Raw genomic sequence first — 17,923 nt, forward strand, 5'->3', positions numbered from 1 at the left:
ATGTATAAAATTATCTCTAATAAACAACATATAGATACCTTTATAACTAACGCACGAATGTTGTGATTATCCCCTACAAAGATAGATGGGGATAGATTTTATGATTGAGCAAAGCCAAGAGCTTGGGAGAGATGGACAGATTTAAATTTAGGTATAACACAATCGCATAACAATCGAGTCATAGATGACGCTACACATTTGTTAAAAACGGGCACCGGTTAAATAAAAAAATGGCGCAGTTTTGAATCACTGCGCCATCGAATCAGTTAAGTTTTAGTTGCCGCCAAACAAAAGTTGGAATGGCAATGAAATCAAGAAACACATAAAGGGAATGCCGAAGAGCAACAAGGCAATGATAATTGGAGCACCAGCCCGTCTGCCAGTATAATCAGGCATAACTGCCCAACCAATTAAGTAGGCCAAAATCCCTGAGCCACCGAAGAGGGTGAAAATAACCAAAGCAACCCGTACAACGGTTGGATCGATGCCAAAATAGTTAGCCAGCCCAGCACAAACCCCAGCCATAACCCGACCTTGTGTCGGACGAACCAATGGACGTGATTGATTTGACATTCTATCGCTCCTAAACACACACGAACTGTTTAATTTTATACTATCTCAATCTATCTGACGAACTTGCGTGCGAGTAAGACGCAGGATCATCGTAAAAGGTTTCAGCTTGGACAAAGGAGTCTGCTCGTGGCAACACCAGCCAAACGCTCATTACGCGATCGTCCACCCTTTCAGCGTTGGTTAATTCTCTTTTCGCGCTTTTTGTTAATTGTTGTCCTAATCCTTCTCCTTGCCAGTGGCGGCGGCTATCTCTATTTACGCCGTTCGTTGCCAACTACCGAGGGCACATTAACCCTCACTGGCTTGAGTGCGCCAGTCGATGTGCTACGCGATAGCAATGGCGTGCCACATATTTATGCCCAAACCGAATCCGATGCGCTGATGGCCTTAGGCTATGTGCACGCCCAAGATCGCCTGTGGCAGATGGAGTTTCAACGCCGGATCGCCCGTGGCACGCTTTCGGAAGCCTTGGGCGAAACCACGGTCGAAACCGACCGCTTTTTGCGCACACTTGGCGTGTATCGCGCTGCCGAAAGCGCCTATGCCAACCTCGATGCAACCGCCAAAGCAGTGATTGATAGTTATGTCAGTGGAATCAATGGCTTTTTGGCTGAACACAGCGGCGGCCAGCTTTCACCCGAATTCAGCTTAATTGGAGTCGAGCCAGAGCCATGGGTTGGCGCTGATGTGCTCGGCTGGGCCAAGATGATGTCATGGGATTTGGGCGGCAATTATTCGACCGAATTATTGACCATGGAATTGATGGCCAAACTAGGCAGCGAAAAAACCAAGGATCTCTTGCCTCATTACCCGAGCACTGGCCCACTGATTTTGCCAACCCCCGTTGGCGGCCAAGCCCAACAGCTCTTGGCGCTCAGTCGACGGGTTGAGCAAGGGTTGGGCATTGGCGGCGGCAATATTGCTGGGGTTGGCTCGAACAATTGGGTGATTGGCCCAAGCAAATCGGCCACAGGCAAGCCGTTATTAGCCGACGACCCGCATTTGAGCTTTCGCACGCCTTCAATTTGGTATATGGCCGAGCTTGAAGGCGGCGAGCTACACTCAGTTGGCGCAACCATTCCCGGCTTGCCCGGGGTGATTGTTGGCCACAATCAGCGCATCGCGTGGGGCATAACCAATACCGGCCCCGATGTGCAAGACCTGTATCGCGAAACGCTCGACCCAACTGGCACCAAAGCCATGTTTAAGGGCAATTACGAACCCTTGACAATCATCAGCGATACGATTCGGGTCAAAGATAAAGGCCTCCTGCCACTGACGATTCGGGTTAGTCGCCACGGCCCGTTGATTTCTGATGCGCTGAATGCCAATAACGCCGACGACCCCGACGCGCCGCAACGCGAGGCCTTGGCCTTCCGCTGGACAGCGCTCGATGAGACTGATAGCACGCTCAACGCTTATATTGCGATTAACAAAGCCCAGAATTGGCAAGAATTTCGGGCTGGCTTAGCAAGCTATGTTGCGCCAGTGCAAAATTTTGTTTTTGCTGATGTTGATGGCAATATTGGCTACATTGCGCCTGGCAATATCCCAATTCGGGCCAAGGGCGATGGCACGTTGCCAGCAGATGGCGCTTCTGGCGAATACGAATGGACAGGTTTTATTCCATTTGAGCAATTGCCCCAAAGCTACAACCCGCCTCAAGGCTATATTGCCACCGCCAATAACAAAGTGGTGGCCGATAGTTACCCATATTTTCTCAGCCACGAGTGGGCCACGCCATTTCGCGCCGAACGCATTACCAGCATGATCGAAGCCAAACCAACCTTAACCATGGACGATATGGCAGCAATTCAAGCTGATGTCCATTCGAGCTATGCAGAGGAATTTCTGCCTGTGTTGCTCAAGTTGGTGCAACCAACTAACGATCAGCAACGCCAAGCAATTGCCATGCTGCAAAACTGGAACTACAGCACCGCCGGCGATCAACCAGCGGCCAGTATTTTTCAAGCTTGGGCCTTCTATTTGACCGTGCCAATTGTTGGTGATGAATTAGGCGAAAGCTTGCTTGAAACCTATGGCCAACGCCGTCAACTGATCGATCTGGCGATTCCGGCCATGCTGCAAGACCCTAACAACCCTTGGTGCGACGACGTAACAACCACTGGCGCAACTGAAAATTGTAATGCGATGGTGACCCAAGCGCTCGATGTGGCGCTCAAAGATTTAAGCTTCCGCCAGAAGGATGCGCCGATGGAGCAATGGCGCTGGGGTCGATTGCACCTTGCCTTGTTTCCGCACAATCCACTTGATGCCATTGGCCCGTTGCGCGGCTTTTTCAGCAAAGCGATCGAGAGCCAAGGCGATGGCAGCACGGTCAACGTCGGCCATATTGCCGATGATGGGCCGTTTGATCAAGATCGTGGCCCAATTTATCGCCATATTATCGATTTGGGCGATTTTGCCAACAGCCGCATGATCAACGCGCCAGGCCAAGCAGGCCATTTTCTCTCGCCGCACTACGACGATTTGCTTGAACGCTGGCAGAAAGTTGAGTACATTCCAATGCTTTATGGCCGTAGCGCGGTCAACACTGGCGAAGTGAAAATGTTACAATTACAACCCTAGAGCCTTAATTCGGGCTACTGGCTGCAACACCAGTAGCCCGCCAATCACGCTACGGAAGGTATGATGAGCCGAGTTTTTTGTTGGTTGGGATGTTTATTAATTGGCTTGAGCTTCGTGCCAAACCCAAGCACCAAGCTGGCGAATGCCCAAACCACGAGTTACCAAGTGCAGGCCGAGTTTCAAGAATTTTGGCAGGCTAATGGTGGTGCAGGATTAATTGGTGAGCCAATTAGCGAGGCGTTGTGGTTCGATGGGCAGTTGGTGCAATATTTTGCCAATCAACGCCTGCATTGGGTCAACAATCAAGTTGTGCCCGCCAAGCTTGGGCTTGATCTGTTTCAAGCTAGCCGCCGCACCTGGCAAAACCAACGTCAGCATTTGCCAACCAAGCAATGTTTGTGGGTTGAAAGCAGCAAACGCTCAATCTGCGAACCATTTCTCAGCTTTTGGCAAGCCAATGGCGAAGCCAACAGCCTCGGCAATCCCATCACCGAAACCGTCACTGAAACCAACCCCTTGACGGGCAAAATCGCCACGATGCAATATTTCGAGCAACAACTGCTGGCAGTTGATCCAGCCAGCCAACAAACGAAGCTTAGCCCGCTTGGGCAGTGGCAAGCAAGTTGGCTCTTGAATGGCACACGCCAAGCAAGCCCAATTCGGGCCACGCTAAGCGGGCCACAAGCAGCATTAACACCACTTGAGCAATTGATCATCCAAATCGATGCTGGCACGTATGTTGGCCCTGCCAGCCTACGCATTGTTGATAGTGCAGGCCAGCTTGAAACCAGCCAAAACTTGAACCTCACTGGCCAAAGCCAAAGCCTCAAACTGCAAGCCCAAGGAGCTTTGGGCCAACATTATGCCGTGTTGCTAATCGAAGGCAAAGTAGCGGCAATCAACAGCAGCATTTATCAGCTTGATGCGCGCACCAGCATTCAAACCGGGGTTGCCGCCTACGACACCATGCCCAGCAAAGTTGAAGAATTTCTGCGCAACGATGTTTCGAGCTACGAATACAATGGCTACCCGATTCGCGGCTATCGCTCGCCCGACAGCTACCTGATTTGGCTGCGCGACCATGTGCATCAAGGCTTGGGCTATCGCTATTTTGAGCACGATATGACCAGCACACTTGATTATTTTCGGCGTGAACAAAAAGCCAATGGGGCCTTTGATGATTATTTTGCCATGGTCAATGGCGAGCCAGTCCAAGGCCGCATCGAGGTTGAGGCCGATTTAGAATATCTGTTTGTGCAAGGCGTGTATCAGGCGTGGCAAGCAACTGGCGACAGCAGTTGGATGCTTGAGCAAAAACCAGCCATGTTGCGAGGTATCAACTACAGCCTCAGCGATCCACAACGCTGGAATCCAGACCTGCAACTGATTCGCCGCCCCTATACGATTGATACGTGGGATTTTGAATATGGCGGGCCGACGATTGCTCCCGATGGCAAAAGCTCACCGCGCCATTGGATCGATGCAAAAACCCGCTTTGGGATTATGCATGGCGATAATACTGGGATGGCCCATGCGCTAGCGTTGCTTGGCAAACTCGAAGTAAGCCAAGCCAATTTTGCGCAAGCCAATGAGTGGCTCATCCGCTCACAACAACTGACCAAGCAGCTTAACCAAGTTGCATGGAATGGTAAATTCTACATTCACAATGTTTTAGAGCAGCCATTTGATATTCCAGAGGTTGACGAGGCGCGCCAACTTTCGCTCTCCAACTCGTATGCGCTCAACCGCTATGGCATGGAAGCCAGCCGCGCCTTGGCGATTATCGACGAATATTATCAACGCCGAGTAGCCGATTCAAGCAACCTTTCCTCCGAATGGTTCAGCATCGATCCGCCATTTCCAGCAGAACGCTTTGGTACAACCCCGGGCTGGGGCAATCAACCAGGCGAGTATGTTAATGGTGGGCGGATGCCGTTAGTTGGCGGCGAGTTGGCACGTGGAACCTTTCGCTGGGGCCAGCCAGCCTATGGCTTTGATATTCTACGCCGCTACGCTCAAATGATCGAAGCCCAAGGCGGTAGCTATTTATGGTATTACCCTGCTGGCAATCCTGGCGTTTCTGGCCCGCAGACGCTGGCGACCGATGGTTGGGGCAGCACCGCAATGCTGGCAGCACTGATCGAAGGCGCGGCGGGCGTGACCGATCAAGCTGCTCTCTATCAGCATGCCATCCTTAGCCCGCGCTGGATTGTTGAGCCAGAAGTGCAGCAAGCGCAGGTTACGGCCCGCTATGCAGCCTCGCAAGGGTATGTAAGCTATCGCTGGCAACGCCAAACAAATGGGTTTCAACTTGATTTTACTGGCAGCGGCCAAGAAACCACGCTGCAATTATTCTTGCCCAACGATGCGCCTGCAAACGTCAAGCTGACGATTAACGGGCTAGTCTCATTTGGCCATGAGCGCAGCATTGGCCCAAGCCGCTACCTCGAAGTGCGTCTAACCAAGGCCACAGGCACCGTTAACGTAAGTTGGTAGATACCCATCACCCCAGCCCCCTCTCCCGTGGCGCGGGCGAGGAGGCTGGCTTACAGGGGTCGGTTTTGAGATCCCCTCACCCCAACCCCTCTCCCGTGGCGCGGGAGAGGGGCTTTCATGCCGTGGTTTTTGCACAATTTGTTGGTAAACACGGGTGCTCCCCCTCGCTCGCGTTCAGTGGGCGAGGGGGCTGGGGGTGAGGGAATCGTTGCTTATTGCGGAATCGCTTGTTTGAGGGTTTGCAATTCGCCAAACAAATTGGCCAGAATTTCTGGATACTCAGCGCCATCAATCGTGGCGATCGATTTATTGCCCGTGGTCAGCGTATAGCTAAACATATCGCAGCAACTCCCCAAATTGCCATAGCTAGCAGCAAGGCTGGCAAACTCAGGATCGTTCAAAAGCGCCTGAATTGAACTCAATTGGGCGGGTGTGGCCTCGCCGACGCGCAAGGTGCTTGAGGCGCTAACGCTGGCTAACTCCAACTTGCCATCGCTCCAAACGGTCAGGGTTTCGTTGATGCCAGCGATCCCACCAGTTTGGGCAAAGGTCAACAACACCTCTGGATTGGCCGCGGTGGTTGCGGTGGCAGTAGTTGTGGCCGTAGCAGGCACCCTGGTTGGCGTTGCTCCGCCACAGCTTACCAAAAAGAGCAAGATCAAACCAAGCCATACATGTTTCATTCAATCGTTCCTCGAACAAAAGTCTCATGACGGGCAATTTTATATTCACCCGTATTGATCAAGACACTCCCCTCGAAGCGCGCAGTCGCATCGGGCGATAACGTGCCATTGCTAGGAGTCAGCATATCAAGCCCAATCACTTCATCTTTATCGTTGTACGAAACAAGATAAATTGTGACACTACGCGTACGTTTTTTACCTGTGTTGGTAATCTTGCCTGATGCTTCATAAAACAAGCCATCAGGCTTAATTTCCAAATCGTCAACCCGCAGATCAGGATATTCAAAGGCATTTGCATATTTGCTATCGTTGCCAAATACTTCATACTTAAGCGTTTCATACTCAGGCGCTTCATTAATTGCTAAAAGCCATGGCGAACGTTCACCAGGGCCAATCACCGAGATAATTGCATACGCCGTTTCAAACTCAACCTCTTTATCACCAGCCAAAAAGCTAACATCAATCCGAATAGCACCTTTGGGTGTATTGGTCTTATTGGTGATCATGCCAAACATCAATAAGGTTGAGCCAGCTCGCCGCGAGCCAACATTGGAAATAGTGAACTGATTAGCAGTATCCGGGGCAACGGTTGGCTCAGGCTTCTTGTAGGGAGTTATGGTTGGACGTTTATTACCCTGAGGATTTGGTTCAGGCGCTGCAATCGTCACATTAGGAATTTGGGCCACAGCCCCTGGATTTTTGGGCGACTGCTCTTTAAATGCCGAATTGATCGTGTAAATGCCCAATCCACCAATAATAAAGACCGATAACAAGGCCAACCAAAACCATGGCGAGATACCGCGTTTGGCTGGCTGACCAATCAGCACTGGGTTCGCTGGCGGCATTGAGCCATGTTGGGGCTGAGTGTGTAAATTGCTGCTTGGTGGCATGCCGCCATAGCTTGGTTGGCTGGGATGGGCTGCGCCTTGGCTTGGCTGATTGCTATAGTTGCCATAGCTTGGTTGACTCGGGTGGCCAGCATTATAATTTGCTTGGCCCGGGTACGAAGCATAGTTGGCGGGCATTGGCTGTTGCGGGCGCACAACCGCTGGCCCAGCAGGATTTGCATAGCCGCCAGGAGTTGCTGCATTATGCATAATCGAGCGCAAAACCCGCGCAACTTCGGCCATACTTGGCGGACGTTGTTGCGGTGCTTTGGCCATCATTGCCATAATTAAGTTATCGAGGGCTAGGGGCAAAAATGCGCCAGTGGTGCTTGGCGAGGGCGGCTGCGTATACACATGGCCAAACATAATTTGCGGCGTATCGCCTTCAAATGGCAAACGCCCAGTAACCATTTGAAACAGCAACACACCCAAGGCATAAATATCGGTACGCGCATCAAGCTGCTGAGCTTGAATCTGCTCAGGAGCCATATACGAGAGCGTGCCAATAATCATGCCACTTTGGGTCAATTGATGCTCTTGCGATTCGCTATTAGCTAAGCGTGCCAAACCCAAATCAACCAACACGGCGCTGCCATTTGGCCGAATCAAAACATTGGCTGGTTTAATATCGCGGTGCAAAATCCCTTGGCTATGCGCATATTCCAAGGCATCGGCTAATTCGGTGGTAATTTTCAAGACTTTTTCTAAGGGCATGCGACCTTGACGCAACTCATCGCTCAGGCTTGGGCCTTCGATCAGTTCCATCACAATAAAGGGCATACCTTTATCTTCATCAACATCAAACACCCGCACAATATTGGAGTGCGATAGCTGCACTGCCACTTGAGCCTCGCGCAAAAAGCGCTGACGGGCATCTTCAGTTGCATTGCCTAAGATAATTTTAATCGCTACAGCCCGCCCAAGCTGAGGATGGATGGAGCGATAGACTGCGCCCATGCCACCAGCCCCCAAGGGTTGACCAAGGGTATATTTGCCTAAGGTTGTGTTGGTTAAGTCTGTCATGATCGCCTCTTATTGCTTGCACCACGCCGATTTATCTTAGCACACCATAGCAAGAGTTTATGAATTAAATGCTCATGCGCAACCGCTATTCTTTCACTATTGACGTTTGGATAGCGGGTTGTGTTTCCCTTAAAAAGCAATCGCCCGCTGCGCACAAGGCGAGCGAGCGATTTTGGGTTGAGTCGCGACGTTTAGCGCGCGCCAATCCGAATTGTTGCTTGTTCAAGCACGCCATACAACCAAGTTGGCACAATCCCCAAACCAAAGATCAACAAGGTCAGGGCGGTCATGACAATGCCAGGCCCAAACCCAACCTTGATTGGTTCTTCGGTTTCCGCAGGCGCGAAATAAACGGCCTTGAGGAAGCGCAAGTAGTAGTACAAGCTGATGACGGTGTTGCTGACTGCGAAGATTACCAACCACTTCGCGCCTTCTTGCCAAGCGGCAATAAAGACATAGAACTTCACAAAGAAGCCTGAGAGCGGTGGAATCCCCGCCAACGACAAGACGGCAACCGTCAAAAGCAAGGTCAAGCCAGGTGAACGCCGACCCAAGCCATTCAAATTGCTAAAGTCGGTGCCACCAACGTTATCTTCGACCACGGCCAAGATCCCGAAGGCTACCAAGTTGGTGACAGTGTAGGCAACCAAATACATCAAAAACGAGACGCTGCTATCGCGTTGCGTACCAACCAAGCCCAACATCAAGAAGCCAGCTTGGGCAATTGATGAATAGGCTAGCATACGTTTGGCGTTGGTTTGCGGCAGAGCTGCCAAGTTGCCAACCAACATCGTAATCGATGCCAGAATTGCAACTAAGCTCGTCCAACCACCAAAGCTCGTAGGTGCTCCAATCGCTGCCGTGCCCATAATGCTTGGTGCATCGAAGCCGGTTACCAGCACCCGATACAGCAAGAAGAAACCAGCAGTTTTTGATGCCGTCGAGATAAAGGCAGTCATCGAGGTTGGTGCACCTTGGTACACGTCTGGCGACCAAGCGTGGAATGGCACAATTGCAACCTTGTAGGCCATCCCTGCAAGGATAAATAACAGGCCCAGAATCGCAACGCCTTGGCTTGGGCCTTCAGGGTTGGCAAATGCCAATTCAACTGCGGTTTTCACCGAGCTTAAACTGGTTGGGGTAGCGTTCATGGTCTGACCATTCATCAAGGTCAAGCCCAAGAGCAAGCTCATGCCAAACAGCAAAATTGCCGATGAAAGCGCGCCGAAGATATAGTATTTGGCCCCAGCTTCGCTACTGACAGGGTCGCGGCGGAAGTAGCCAGCCAACACATACAGCGGAATACTGGTCAACTCAACGCCAAGGTAAATCATGATCAATTCGCCGCCAGCGGTCATGAAAATCATGCCAAGAGTTGCAAACAAGATCAAGGCATAGAACTCGGCTGGGTTGTTCGAAGGTCGGGCCTTGCCAGTCAAAACCACCGTCACAAAAGCTGCACCGATAAAGATCAAGCGGCCAATGTGGGTCAGTGGATCAACCACAAACGCACCGCCAAGAATACTGCCATCAAGGCCGCTGGTGCGCAGATTTTGGAAAATACTGAAATTGTAGAATTTCCAATCGCCAATCTGCACCCAACTGAAGAAGCCACCTTGGATTAAGACCATCACGAAAGCTAAGCCCAAGCCCATCAAGGTCATGGCAATCGCTTCGCCCGTGCGTTCAGCTAAGGCTTCCTTGCCCTTCGACCAGCGCGTCAGAACATCGCCAAGCAACACCAAGGCCGCAATCGCCAGAATCAAGAACTCAGGGATGAGCCGCGTAAAATCAGCTATTTGAAAATTCACGTCATTCCTCCCTAACGTCCTGCTAGATCAATCATGCGCTGGGCGATTGGCTGGACACCGGTTGCAATGTAATCCATGATGATGCTTGGGAATAAACCAACCCCAATCACCACGATGGCCAAAACCGTGCCTGAAAATTTCTCTTGCCATGTCAGCGGTGGCAAATCATGGTAGTGCGGGTCTTTGACCTCGCCCATAAATGCCATATAACCAACCCGCAAGACATAGGCGGCAGTAATCGGAATCGACAAGGCCGCGACAACTGCAACCAAGGGATATTGGTTCATTACGCCAGTAAAGATCGTGAACTCTGCCATAAAGCCAGCCGTGCCCGGCATCCCCATCGACGAGAGACTCGCGATGATAAAGACCACAAAGGCAAATGGCATCACTTTCATCAAGCCACCAAGTTCGGGCAATTGACGGGTGTGAGTCCGTTCATAGACCATCCGACCAACCACCGCAAAGAACAAGGCGGTCATCACGCCGTGCGCAAACATTTGCATCACTGCGCCGTTGAGGGCGGTTTCGTTCATCGAAGCCAAGGCCAACATCACCAAGCCCATGTGGCTCACCGATGAGTAACCGATCACATACTTGAAGTCTTTCTGGACCATCGCAATCGATGCTCCATACACGACGTTCATCAAGGTCATGACCGCAATCCCTGGCAACCAGAATTGGGCGCCATTGGGCATCAACCAGAGCGCTGCCCGCAACGCGCCATAGGCTCCCAGCTTCATCAACACCCCTGCGTGGAGCATCGAAACCGCTGTGGGAGCGGCCACGTGACCTGTCGGCGACCAGGTATGGAAGGGGAACATCCCTGCCAAGACCGCGAAGCCAACAAAGACTGGCAAGAAGAAGATTTTTTGGAATTCGAGGCTGAAAACGCGTTGTGAAAGCTCGACCATATTAAAGGTACCGCCCACAACATAAATCGCCACCATCCCAATCATCAAGGCTGCCGAACCAACCATCAAGTAAATGGTAAGTTTCATCGCGCCATATTCCTTGCGCGTCGAACCCCAAATCCCGATCAGCAGGTACATTGGCAACACAGCCAATTCATAGAACACGAACATCAGGAACAAGTCCAGCGCCATAAACACGCCGTACACGCCCACTACCAACAAGAGTAGCAGAACGAAATATTCCTTGACCCGATCTTCAATGTTCCACGAGATGAACGTGCCAGTGAAAATCACCAGCCCGTTCAAAACAATCAAGGGCAAACTGATCCCATCAGCGCCGACCAAATACGACATGCCGAGCTGCGGAACCCAATCGAGCTTCTCGACAAACTGCATCTTCGTGCCCATATAGCCCGCTGCGTTGGGGTCGTAGGCAAAGAAGACCAACAAGCCGAGGCCAAACGAGATCGTTGCAACCACTGCCGAGATAATCCGCATGGCTTGTTTTTGCTCTTTGGGCAAAAACATAATCACCAAAGCCCCAAGTAAGGGAACTAACCAGATGAGGCTCAGGTACGGAATGCCCGCTGGCAAACTTTCGATCAAATGCATCGTTTAACTCCGTCCACGTTACAGGCTTGTAAAGACCTGAGCCATCACCGTGGCTGCGTAGTTTGATAAATCCATCAGTGGCTTAGGGTAAATCCCAAACACCAACAGCACAATAATCAACGGTAGGGTCACGTTGAAGGCCCAATCACCAACTTTAATGTCAGGCAAATTGGTCAGCTTGTGGTTGACTGGTCCGTAGAAAATCTTTTGATACATGCGGATCAGCACCAAAGCGGTCACAATCAAGCCCAAAACGGCAATTGTGGTGATAACTGGCTGCGTACCCCACGCGCCACGGAAAATAAAGAATTCGCCGACGAAGCCAGCCAAACCTGGCAAGCCAAGATTGGCAAACATCGCCACACCCATAATCCCAGCGAAAATTGGCATAACTTTACGCAAGCCGCCAAATTGATCAAGCTGGTAGGTTCCAGTCCGCTCGTAGAGTTCGCCCGCAAGGAAGAACAAGGCAGCGGTGCTGAAGCCGTGGGCAACCATCTGTGCTTGCACCCCGTTCAAGGCCGAGATGCGAATATTGAGGTCTAAGTTGCCCAAGCTTTCTGGCGCTGCCGAAGCTGCTGCCGCCAAGCCAAGCAACACATAGCCCATGTGGTTAATCGATGCGTAGGCAATCAAACGCTTGAGGTTGGTTTGAGCCAAGCCAGCGTATGCGCCAAACAAGATGCTCGCCAAGGCAAAAATTGCCAAAACTGGGGCAAAGTAATTGGTTTGTTTGGGGAACAGCATAATCATCAAGCGAATCATGCCATATGCGCCCATTTTCGACATTACTGCCGAAACAATCATCGAGCCACTGGTTGGAGCGTTTTCGTAGGTGTCTGGCTGCCACGTGTGCAACGGCCAAACTGCCAATTTCACCGCAAACGCTACAAAGATACACCAGAAGATAATCGCTGCTGGCGTGCCATTGCTATTGCCCAAAATGTTGGTCAAGCCAACATCTTCGACGGCGCTGAACAGCATCGATTGCAGGGTTGCGCCATTGCTATAGCCAGCACCTAATTTTGGTGCAAGCAAGCTTGGGTCGACCGGCAAGCCCTGCGCCAAGCGCGAGAGCACCACCAAATCAAAGGTCCCAGTTGCCAAGTAGATAAATTCGAAAATAATCAACATCCCAACTGAGCCAGCCATCGTGTACACGAAGAACTTGAAGGCTGAGTAGCGGCGGTTTTCACCACCCCAGTTGTTGATGATAAAGAACATTGGCACCAAGCTGAATTCCCAGAACAGGAACAACAGCAAGAAGTTGAGCGATACGAAATAGCCCAACATCGCCGATTCCAACAACAACATCAAGGCCAAATAGACGTTTTGGCGTTGTTTGATGCGGAAGGCCGCCAAGATACAGACTGGTGTTAGTGCAGTTGTCAAAAACACCAAGGGAAAGTTCATGCCATCAAGGCCAACAAAGTAGTCAGCATTGAAAAACGGAACCCAGCGCACCCGATCCACTTGCTGGATCATGGCTTGATCGCCAGTGACCGAAGCGAGGGCTGGATTAAAACCACCGCTTAGCCACAAAAAGAGCGTGAGTCCGAGTGGCACCAAGCTCCACGCAAACACCCCCCAAGCGATGGTGCGGCTGTTTTGGGCTGGCTTGGGAAATACCAACGCCAGCAACATCCCCACCAATGGCGAAAGGGCAATTAGCGTGGTGATGCTCCAATCACTGAATTTGATAAATTCGTTCAGCATTCGCTCACGCTCCTAGAAGGCATACATATAAATCAAGGCCAACAGCACCACGCCACCAAAGATGTAGGCACCGTAGTCTTGAATCTTGCCCGTGGCCGATTGACGCACGCCGTCGCCCACCGTAATCGTGCCTTCGCCAATATCGTCGGTGACGGTATTCAGCGAGAAGTCGTCGATGATGAAGTTGACGCGGCCAATAAACAAGGTCACCAAGCCAGTCAAGTTAACAACCCGATCAACCACATGGCGGTCGATCCAGTTCAACAACCAGCCTGCGCCGTAGGTCAGGGCAATAAAGGTTTTATCGTAAATCTGGTCGATGTAGAAGCGATTTTCCAGCGCCGTCCAGATTGGCCCCAAAGCGCCAGCCAAGGGGTCGCGATCGTTGGCATTTTTGAAGGCGTTGCGATAGGTCAAGAAACCTAAGCCAGCACCTGCCAAGGCTACCACCGTAGCAATCAAGGCAATCACTGGATCTGGAGTAGGAATAACGCCCTTTGGATTCACATAATCACTGAACCAGTGAATACCCAAGAACCCTGCATTGACAAAGCCAGCACCCACTGCAAACAAGCTCAAGATGATCAACGGAATCGTCATCGAGCGTGGCGATTCGTGGGGATCATGGGCTTCGTGATGGTGATGATGGTCGTCGTGGTCGCCATGGCCGTGATCATCATGCCCATGGGCCGCAGCGTGGGCCAGTTTACGTGGTTCGTAGCCACGGAACTTGCCAAAGAACACCACCACAATTTGGCGGGTCATATAGAACGCCGTCAAGAAGGCAGCGGCGGTCAATACGCCATACACCACATAATGGTGATGCAAGAAGGCATCGAGGATAATTTCGTCCTTCGACCAGAACCCAGCAAACGGTGGAATCCCAATCAAGGCCAAGAAACCAGCCATATAGGTCAAGAAGGTGATTGGCATGAACTTGCGCAAGGTACCCATGTTACGAATATCTTGAGCTTTATCAGGATCATGGCCAACTGTTGCTTCCATCCCGTGGATGACCGAGCCAGAGCCAAGGAACAAGAGCGCTTTGAAGAAAGCGTGGGTCAGCAAGTGGAACAACGCTGCAACCCAAGCGCCAATCCCCAACGCCGCCACCATGAAGCCAAGCTGCGATAAGGTCGAAAAGGCCAGAATGCGCTTGATGTCATATTGGGCCACCGCAATTAGGGCTGCGAACAAGGCCGTGAATGCGCCAATAAAGGCGACCACTGGCAGCACATCGCTCACCGCAAAGATTGGGAAGGTTCGAATGACCAAGAACACCCCAGCCGCAACCATGGTTGCAGCGTGAATCAGCGCCGAAACAGGCGTTGGGCCTTCCATCGCATCGGGCAACCAAACGTGCAGCGGAAACTGCGCCGATTTGCCGACCGTGCCAAGGAACACCAAAAACGCCATCAATGAAGCAGCGCTAACCCCAGGAATCAAGCTCGCAGCAGTTTTGATGCTTTCCAAAAATTCGCCGTTGTAGATTTGGCCTGCTTCGTGGCCGAAGGTTAGCGAGCCAGATTTGTTGTAGATGTACATCATCCCCAACATCATGCCCACATCACCAATCCGAGTGGTGATAAAGGCTTTTTTGGCAGCTTCGCGGGCCGAAGGCTTGAAGAACCAGAAGCCAATCAACAAGAACGAACACAGACCCATCAACTCCCAGCAGATAAAGAACAGCAATAAGTTATCTGCCAGCGTCATTCCCAACATTGAAGCGGTAAACAACGCAATATAGGAGAAGAAGCGCGATTGGCGTTGGTGGCCTGCGGGGAATTCGTCGTGAGCCATATAGCCCACTGAGAAGAGGTGAATACACCACGCAGCCAGTGTGACCATCGCCAACATCAGCACGGTTGCACCATCTAAGCGATAGCCAAAGTTGAAAAACCCTGAGCCATCTGGTGCCCATGCAAACGATTTATGATAGAAATTCCCAAATGTTGGAATTGCGGTTTCCTCATGGCCGCCTTCACTCGCTGGTTCTTGACCAGCTTCAGCAGCAACACTCGTAACCAACGGAGCACTAGGGAATCCTTCGCTGATCGATTGTGCCAAAACACCCCAGGCAATCACCGTAGCCAGCCCAAGCAACACTAACGCCGTGGTATACGACGCTTTGCGCGAGCGCCCAATCGGTGGCACGAGGGTGATCAACACAAATGCTGCCAATGGCAGCAGCGGAATCAACCACGCAAGATCAAAAAACGGCATTGATCAGTCCCCTACTTCGGGACGAATTGCAAAGGGTGGTCAAAGTGGTTCACACTCTCGCCGGCCTTTGCAATCCGTCACTATCCTTTAAGTGTATCTATTTCGTCAGCGTTAATCGTCAGGCGAGCGCGATAGATTGCAATCACCATTGCCAAACCAACCGCCACTTCAGCAGCGGCAACTGCGATGGTAAAAATTGCAAAGATCAAGCCAGCCGTGCCAGTTGGTTGTAGGTAGCGCCAGAAAGCAACTAAGTTAATGTTGACTGAATTCAACATCAACTCAATCCCCATCAGCATCCCCACGATGTTGCGCCGCGAGAGCGCCCCAAACAGGCCGATGCAGAACAATCCGGCAGCGAGGGTAAGCACCCACACTAATGGGACAGAACCAACCATCGTTTTCTCCTTATGCCTGTTCGGAATCGAGCAGAATAACCTTGCCTTCAGCTTCGCGAGGCACAACCGCGCCTTCAGCATCCCGTGGCTCGACAATTCCGCGTTTTTTCAACGCTAGTTCTTCGGCCAAGGTCAGCACCCGGCGGCGACGGGTTCGTTCTTCATAGGCAATGACCACTGCCCCAATCAAAGCCATCAGCAACAAGACTGACACAACTTCGAATGGCAAGAGATATTCGCCCATAAACGAGCGCCCAATTTCGGTCGCGGTCGCAACTTGCAGGCTATTGGCGGCTCCATCAACTGGAGCTGGGCCAACTTGGGCCAGTTTTGCTGCTTCTTCCCAGGTAGCGCCGTGCTTCCAGAGGGTTGGCACAATCACTCCAAATAGCCCCAAAGCAATTAAGAGGGCTACCCACCAGCGCTCAAACACCACGCGCACACCTTCACCAGTAACTTGGCGTGTGAGCATGATAGCAAATAATACGAGGATTGAAACAGCCCCCGCATAGACCAAAATCTGAACAACTGCTAAAAATTCAGCTTCCATCAGCAAATAGAGCGCTGCCACCCCGATAAACGAGGCAATCAGCCATAATGCTGAGTGGATGATGTTTCTCACTGTCACGACCATAATGCCCGAACCGAGCGTCAGCAGTGCGATGACAATAAAAACACCTATCGCAATCGGGTTCATCAAGCTAGTCCTTCCGTATGAAGGATGGAGCAATCGCCCCATCCTTCACGCTTGCGCTTTTACGATAATCCAAGAGCAAGTTCTTCGTCGGTTGTGTATAAGTGTTTCTGAACGTTGCGGTTGGTCAGGCGCATAATCAGCGCCACAGCTCCCGCGTTGATCAACAAGGTCAGCCCGACCGCAATTGCCAAACGACCCCAGTTGGTCGCGTCAGCAGTGCTTGGCGCGCCAAACCATTGGGTCAATTGTGGCCATTGTTGGTCCCAGCGCAGCAATGCTACCCAGAACGAGGCGCTCAGAATGTTGACCAAAACCAAGGGCAGCAAGAACTTCCAAGCAAAGCTCATCAGTTGGTCAACCCGCAAGCGTGGTACAGTCGCACGGATCAACACCATCACAAAGAACAGCGCGAAGGACTTGAGCAGGAAGTAGACGAGTGAGAGCAAGCCGCCAGCAATGCCACCAAGCGCATCAACGCCCGGCCCATTGCCGCCACCAAGGTATAAGGTTGCGGTGACAAAACATACGGCCAAGTTGCTCATGTAGTTTGAAAGATAGAAGACCGCAAACTTCATGCCGCTATATTCGGTCATATAGCCTGCAATAATTTCCGAGTCTGCTTCGGGAATGTCGAAGGGTGTCCGTTCGCCTTCGGCCAAACTAGCCGTGAAGAACAAGGCAAAACCCAACAAGCCCACTGGCGAGAAGACATACCAGCCCAAGCCAGCAAAATCGTTTTGGGCTTCGACAATCTTTTGCAGCGACATCGAGCCGGTCATCAAAACCACCGGGATAATTGCCATAACTTGGGGAATTTCATAGCTGATCAATTGCGCAACCCCGCGCATCCCACCAAGTAAGGCAAATTTATTGTTGGAACCCCAACCGGCCATCATCATGCCAATGCTGTGCAAACCGCCAGTAGCGATCACAAACAACACCGCTGCGTTCAAATCGACGGGGAACATGCGTCCCCACGGAATGACCGCAAATGATAGCACGGTGGCTCCCAGCATCACAACTGGAGCCAAAAAGTGCACAATTTTATCAGCATCGCGTGGAGTTGCATCTTCCTTGGTCATCGTTTTGATGGCTTCGGAAATTGGCTGCAACAACCCTTGCGGGCCGACGCGGTTGGGGCCACGGCGGTCTTGCATATACGAAATCGAGCGGCGTTCATACCAGGTCAGGAACATCATGCCAACTGAACCGCCCACGAGAATGAGGGTTACTTTAATGATGCTGGCAATCAGAACACTCAGCCATGATGCAAAGCCTAGTTGTGTTAGTGCATCAGCCAT

Annotated in this window: 12 protein-coding genes; 2 read left to right on the forward strand and 10 right to left on the reverse strand. The window is 51.5% G+C overall.

What is annotated here, in order from left to right; genetic code table 11:
• Positions 1-273 precede the first annotated feature (273 nt).
• Positions 274-573 (reverse strand): PspC domain-containing protein, encoded by a 300-nt coding sequence (locus ACFMKP_RS12825; protein WP_382292388.1) that lies wholly within the window; start codon positions 571-573, stop codon positions 274-276.
• Between the two features lie 126 nt (positions 574-699).
• Here ACFMKP_RS12825 and ACFMKP_RS12830 point away from each other — a divergent pair, with 126 nt between their 5' ends.
• Together ACFMKP_RS12830 and ACFMKP_RS12835 are read left to right on the forward strand one after the other, a co-directional pair.
• Positions 700-3,162: a penicillin acylase family protein gene (locus tag ACFMKP_RS12830; protein ID WP_382292389.1), complete on the forward strand. Its 2,463-nt coding sequence runs from the start codon at positions 700-702 to the stop codon at positions 3,160-3,162.
• A gap of 63 nt (positions 3,163-3,225) precedes the next feature.
• Complete coding sequence (locus ACFMKP_RS12835) at positions 3,226-5,658, forward strand: hypothetical protein (RefSeq protein WP_382292390.1); 2,433 nt, start codon at positions 3,226-3,228, stop codon at positions 5,656-5,658.
• Between the two features lie 212 nt (positions 5,659-5,870).
• Here ACFMKP_RS12835 and ACFMKP_RS12840 read toward each other — a convergent pair whose 3' ends face one another.
• The 9 genes from ACFMKP_RS12840 to nuoH form a co-directional block, all read right to left on the reverse strand.
• Positions 5,871-6,341: a hypothetical protein gene (locus ACFMKP_RS12840; protein ID WP_382292391.1), complete on the reverse strand. Its 471-nt coding sequence runs from the start codon at positions 6,339-6,341 to the stop codon at positions 5,871-5,873.
• Positions 6,338-8,251, reverse strand: coding sequence for a protein kinase (locus tag ACFMKP_RS12845; protein WP_382292392.1), 1,914 nt, complete (start codon positions 8,249-8,251; stop codon positions 6,338-6,340). The genes ACFMKP_RS12840 and ACFMKP_RS12845 overlap by 4 nt, the downstream gene beginning before the upstream one ends.
• 191 nt (positions 8,252-8,442) lie before the next feature.
• Positions 8,443-10,062: an NADH-quinone oxidoreductase subunit N gene (locus ACFMKP_RS12850; protein WP_382292393.1), complete on the reverse strand. Its 1,620-nt coding sequence runs from the start codon at positions 10,060-10,062 to the stop codon at positions 8,443-8,445.
• A gap of 11 nt (positions 10,063-10,073) precedes the next feature.
• Complete coding sequence (locus tag ACFMKP_RS12855; protein ID WP_204753619.1) at positions 10,074-11,588, reverse strand: NuoM family protein; 1,515 nt, start codon at positions 11,586-11,588, stop codon at positions 10,074-10,076.
• 18 nt (positions 11,589-11,606) lie between these two features.
• A complete protein-coding gene (locus ACFMKP_RS12860; protein ID WP_382292394.1) occupies positions 11,607-13,304 on the reverse strand; it encodes a NuoM family protein in 1,698 nt (565 codons plus the stop codon).
• A gap of 12 nt (positions 13,305-13,316) precedes the next feature.
• Positions 13,317-15,527, reverse strand: coding sequence for an NADH-quinone oxidoreductase subunit L (gene nuoL, locus ACFMKP_RS12865; RefSeq protein ID WP_382292395.1), 2,211 nt, complete (start codon positions 15,525-15,527; stop codon positions 13,317-13,319).
• 80 nt (positions 15,528-15,607) lie between these two features.
• Entirely contained in the window at positions 15,608-15,925 is a 318-nt protein-coding gene (gene nuoK, locus ACFMKP_RS12870; protein ID WP_054536607.1) for an NADH-quinone oxidoreductase subunit NuoK, read from the reverse strand.
• A gap of 10 nt (positions 15,926-15,935) precedes the next feature.
• Positions 15,936-16,622 carry an NADH-quinone oxidoreductase subunit J gene (locus tag ACFMKP_RS12875; RefSeq protein ID WP_382292396.1) on the reverse strand — a complete coding sequence of 229 codons (687 nt, stop codon included), beginning with the start codon at positions 16,620-16,622 and terminating at the stop codon, positions 15,936-15,938.
• A 59-nt stretch (positions 16,623-16,681) separates the two neighbouring features.
• Positions 16,682-17,923, reverse strand: coding sequence for an NADH-quinone oxidoreductase subunit NuoH (gene nuoH, locus ACFMKP_RS12880; RefSeq protein ID WP_382292397.1), 1,242 nt, complete (start codon positions 17,921-17,923; stop codon positions 16,682-16,684).

It is taken from the genome of Herpetosiphon sp. NSE202, from assembly GCF_042688385.1.
In the GTDB taxonomy this organism is placed as follows: Bacteria; Chloroflexota; Chloroflexia; order Chloroflexales; family Herpetosiphonaceae; genus Herpetosiphon.